The organism is Prevotella conceptionensis 9403948, assembly GCF_000312305.1.
Lineage (GTDB): Bacteria > Bacteroidota > Bacteroidia > Bacteroidales > Bacteroidaceae > Prevotella > Prevotella conceptionensis.
This window is the reverse complement of record NZ_HE999443.1, coordinates 147,440-152,046: the sequence shown is the minus strand read 5'-3', so window position 1 is coordinate 152,046 and position 4,607 is coordinate 147,440. Positions and strand designations below refer to the sequence as shown.

Annotated in this window: 3 protein-coding genes; all 3 read right to left on the bottom strand. The window is 51.6% G+C overall.

Going from position 1 to position 4,607, the window contains the following annotated elements; translation table 11 throughout:
• Positions 1 to 657, bottom strand: a 657-nt coding sequence (locus BN93_RS00485; protein ID WP_044259292.1) for a DUF6850 family outer membrane beta-barrel protein, incomplete at its 3' end; no start/stop codon positions are given.
• Positions 658 to 744: 87 nt separating this feature from the next.
• A complete protein-coding gene (locus BN93_RS00480) occupies positions 745 to 2,103 on the bottom strand; it encodes a DUF4876 domain-containing protein (protein WP_044259475.1) in 1,359 nt (452 codons plus the stop codon).
• Positions 2,104 to 2,161: 58 nt separating this feature from the next.
• Positions 2,162 to 4,607, bottom strand: a 2,446-nt coding sequence (locus BN93_RS00475) for a TonB-dependent receptor (RefSeq protein ID WP_044259473.1), incomplete at its 5' end; no start/stop codon positions are given.

Below are 4,607 nucleotides of genomic sequence, written 5' to 3'. Positions count from 1 at the left end.
GTTGTTCTCGTTCACGTAGATCAGGTTGTTGTCGCTGGTTCCGTAGACCATTCCTGCTGCCATAGAGATATGCACGGGGGCGAGGTTTAGGCCTATATTGAGGTGATAACGCGAGTAAAAACTCTCGGTAGAGGGGCGTGGATCGTTGCTGCGTGCGCCCTTATGATACCTTATTTGTAGGGCTGCACCAAGGTCGAACAGGTGCGAAAGGCGGTAATTGGCTGCGCCTTTAAGTTGGTAGGTCTCGTTTAGCCAGTTGCCTTTGCGTGGCGATGCAAAGTAGTAGGGCATGCCCAGGCGTGGCGTTTCGCTAAGCAGCCAACCCACACTATCGGCAAATTGTCGGTCGTAAGCAAACTCGCCGTATAGTCGCCAGCGGCTAGACGCGTACGCTCCCATAGACGAAAGTCGCAAATTCGTATCTTTTTCGGGTGTTTGCAGGCGCATTAAAGGGCCTCGTTCGTGGGTGAAAGTCGCCGAGGTATAACCATAGCTGTGCGCCGGTAGCAAGTAAATGCCCAGGGGTGAGGCCATGATTTGGTGGTGTTGCCGCCACTCTTGGGGGGTGGGAACGGCAAAGCGCGTGAGCGAATCTTGAGCGGAGGCGATGTAGAAAAGCCCGAACAAGAGGCTAGATACGAATAAACGTGCGTGCATGTTGTTGATTTGGGAATATCGGTATAGGCAATTCTCCGCCTGCCTGCTTTTGCTATGCAGGCAAGCGGAGAAGCTTATAATGGGGCGTTACTTGCTTGGGGCAAACGCCTTTGGGTTTGGAATCATCTGAACAAAGTCGAGAGCAGAGTTGTTGAGGTCTTGCAATATGCGGCGACCTTCATTCACTCGGCTCACCTTACGCGAGATGCAACGGAAACTATAATCGGGCTTTGAGTAGGCATAGCTGGCATCTAGTTGCTTTGGGAAAGCCTTTGGCGACACGTAACCATCGGCATTGGGGTTGATAACCTCAACGGCATCGATGATGCAATTGATGGGTATCTGCATGAAAACAGTTCCATCAGAGTTCTTTAAGTCTCTATACGGACGGAGATACCTGGGCAATTTGCTGGGCGAAGGGTGGCGGAAGATGACGTATCCCTGCTTGCCATTGCGCGAAAAACGCATAAACCTATGGTTTCCTTTTTCTATAATCACCATATTTGCCGCGTCCTTGTTATCCAATTCTTCGTTTTTGGGGTACACCACGTCAAACTCTGCCTTGCTCAGGTCGAGCGTAGAGTCGGGCCATTCGGGGGTTACTTGTTTCCCATTCTCTTTTGTAAAAGGTTGCTTGTAGTTCTGGGCGAAGGGTGCGATGATGAAACTTTCGCCCGGTTTGATGGGATAATCCTTGCCCGAACCCGGCACCATGAGCACAATGTCGCCATAAACGTACTTGTCGTTGGCATTTGCAGCATCGGCCATACCTTCTGATTTGCTCCAGTCGTAAGTGCCTTTCGAGGTGAAATAGAACTTTTGGGGTGTTGCTTGTTTGTGCCAATTGCCATCAGAGAGATAGCCATACCTGTTCATTGTCGTGAGTGCGAAACAAAGGCTATCAGCGTAAAGGGTGCGCGAGGTGTTGTTATAAATCTCGACAAAGCAATCGTTCTCGCCTGCCGCTTTCTTGTTGTCCGACCCTGCATAATAGAGGGTTTTGAGCACGAAATCATCGGTTGTGGATGTGGTTAGCTCCAAATTGACGGACGTTTGCTTGCTGGGCTGGAGCTGTATGCCCGTTGCCGCGGCCGAGAAAAGCACATCTTCGTTGCTCTTTTCGCCTGTAATCTCGGTGTATTCTTTGGCGGGAAGGGTGTAGGTTGCCACGATGTCGTACATGTCTACGGGCAGATTGGGCAACTCCACCGTGCCGTTGATGGTTGCTTCGTAAGCCGTTTCTTTGCCTGTGTTGGTGTTGCGCAAGGTAATTGCAACCTTTTGGGCTTTGGCTTTCTCGAAAGTCTTGTCGATTTTAACGCTTACTTTCACCGATGCGTTCGACACTTCGGGTGCGTCGTTCTCGCTGCAAGCGGCGAACAATGCGGCTATGGCCATTGTTAGTAATAGGGCTATGCGGTTGCCCCAACGTCTTTTCTCTTTCATTTTTTTTGTGAATTTAATGTTGTTTATATTGCTTGTGGTAAGCAGAAAGCAAGGCCATTTAGAACTTGTAGCTAACATCCATGCTCACCGTTGGCGGCTGGTTAAAGTATATTCGGTCGCCTTGGCGTTCTATCCAAGGGCGATAATTGAACACATTATTTATATAACACGACAGGCGCAGCTGCTTGCCAATCTCCTTAGACACGCGAAGGTGACAGTTGGGAATGATGATTGGCTGCGAAATGTTTACGGGTTCGTTGTCTTTTAGTCGCAGATAGGTCCAGCGGATGTCCTTTCGTTGCTGCTCGTCGAGGTACACACGACGGAAGTTTCGGTCGACGTAACCGATGGGATAGATATCGAACCCGTGGCGGTTGAAGTGCCTGAACCAGAAGTTTTGCAGGCGCAAGTTGAATATCAAGCCAAGGGCGGGTATCTGTTTGGTGAGGCTTAGGGTGGAGATTAGCTCGTGCGAACTGTTCTTTGTAGGGGCGTAGATGCCCGAAACGGCCTCTTTGTCGAGGTCGATAGACGTACCCATACGTTCGCCTTGATGATGATAAAGGCTGTAATTGTAAACCACCGAGAAGTTAACGCCTAGGCCCAAGGGCTTGATGTTGCGCAGGTTGCCAATCCATTCTACGCCTGCATCGCGACTGTAAAGCAGGTTGCGGGGCGTGTAGTAATAGTCGATGATGAGTTCGGGGTCGCCTTTTGGCGCATAAATGGGTCGTTGGTTGGGCGGTTGTGCCACGGTTTCGTAACGCTGAACCCACATCGTATCGAGCACAGCCTCCGAACTAATGCCGCGCAAGTCTATCTTGAGATAGCCAGTTAGCGAGGTGTTGAAGTTGCTGTTGACATAGGCTGTGCCCACTTCAAAGCTGTGTGTGTAGGGCGAAAGCAAATTGGGATTGGTGGGATTAACCACTTTGGTTTTGTACATAAAGAGCCGCTCGTTGGCGTTGTTGCTGTAATTGCTGTACACCAGACGGTCGAAATACACGTTTTCGGGATATAAAAAAGCCGTGGCGGGTATCTTATAGCTGATGCCGTATGCTGCATTAAAGCTCAATCCATTGTCTAACGCCCACATCATGTTGATGCGTGGAGAGGCCGCAAAGCGTTGGTTTTGGTATTCAAGACGTAGGCCGGCCGTTGCGTTAAGCGTGCCGTGAGCCGTGGGCAGCACCAACTTGTCTTGCACATACAAGCCGTATTGGTTCAGCTTGATGCGGTTTCGATATTGATAAGAGCGGTCGCCGCGCCCTCCTTGTCCGCCATCGTAGAACGGAGTTTCGGCGTTGAAAATCTTTCCACGCCCATGATTGGCCTCATGTCGGGCGAAAACACCCAAGCTAAGCGTGTGTGTGGCGCGGCTCCACCTTAGTGTTCGGCGTGCCTCCACGTTGGCCGAGAGGGCCAAGGGCTTGCCGTCTATCTCCAAAAGGGCCGTGTAATAGGGTGGCGCAACATCGGTTTCGTGCACGCCGTTGGTGTAGGCATCGGTGATAAGGTTTAGCCTGTTGTTGGCGATAAACTCTTCGTGCATGTCGTATTGGTGCGACAAGGAGAGCGAAAAGTTATAGTCGATGCCGTCGATAAGTGCGTTTTGCTGTGGCGAAAGCGCGCCGCGCAGGGCCAAACGCAGGTTCTGGCGGTCGGTTCGGGTGCGGTTAAGCGTGGCGTCGGGGTCGCTTTTCAGTCCGTCAACGTTTTTGGAGAAGTCTACTGCGAGGGTGTTTTCCCACGCCAATGCCCTACTAATGGTGTGTGTCCACGTGGCGTTGAGGGCGATGTTAGCGTTTGTTTTCAGCTTGTCGCGCCTGTCGCGGGTGCTGTGCAGATAGTCTACGTTGAGGTTAAGCATGCCCCAACGCTCGCCAAGAGCGAAACCTTTGCCCAACGAGGCGTTGAAAATATCGTATTGCACCTTCACGCTACCATAGAAAGGGGTAAGTCCGGCGCGGCGATTGATGATTACGGCACCGCTACTTAGGTCGCCATACTTGGCAGGAGCCACGCCCGAAATCACCTCAACGCTTTCTATGGACGAGGCTGGAATAAGGCGCAAGTCGTTTCCGCTGCCCACATTCTCGTTGTTGTCGGTGTTAAAACGGCGGTCGAACATCTTTATTCCGCCCCATTTTCCGTAGCTGTCCAGCTGCATGTTGGTGTTGTTCGAGAGGGGCGTACCGTCTACCACGTAGGCAATGCCGAAGGCGGCGTTGCGCACATAGTCGTTAAGTTTGTTGCGCGAATAGGCATCGAGGGGGTTTTGCAAGTCGCCTTGCAGGGCCGAACGTAAGGTTAAGAAACTGGCATTGTGCATGTCGGTATTAAGGATAGCCTTGCCTGGCAGTGCCTGAACGATGTCTGCCAAGCTGTAAGCCTGAATGTTGTCGATGGTGTTTCGCTGAATGAGCATCGACGAGTTGCTGTGCCTGGGTGCGCGCATGGCGTTCACCTGCACGTCTTTCAGGTAAAGGTTGTTGTCGTCTAGT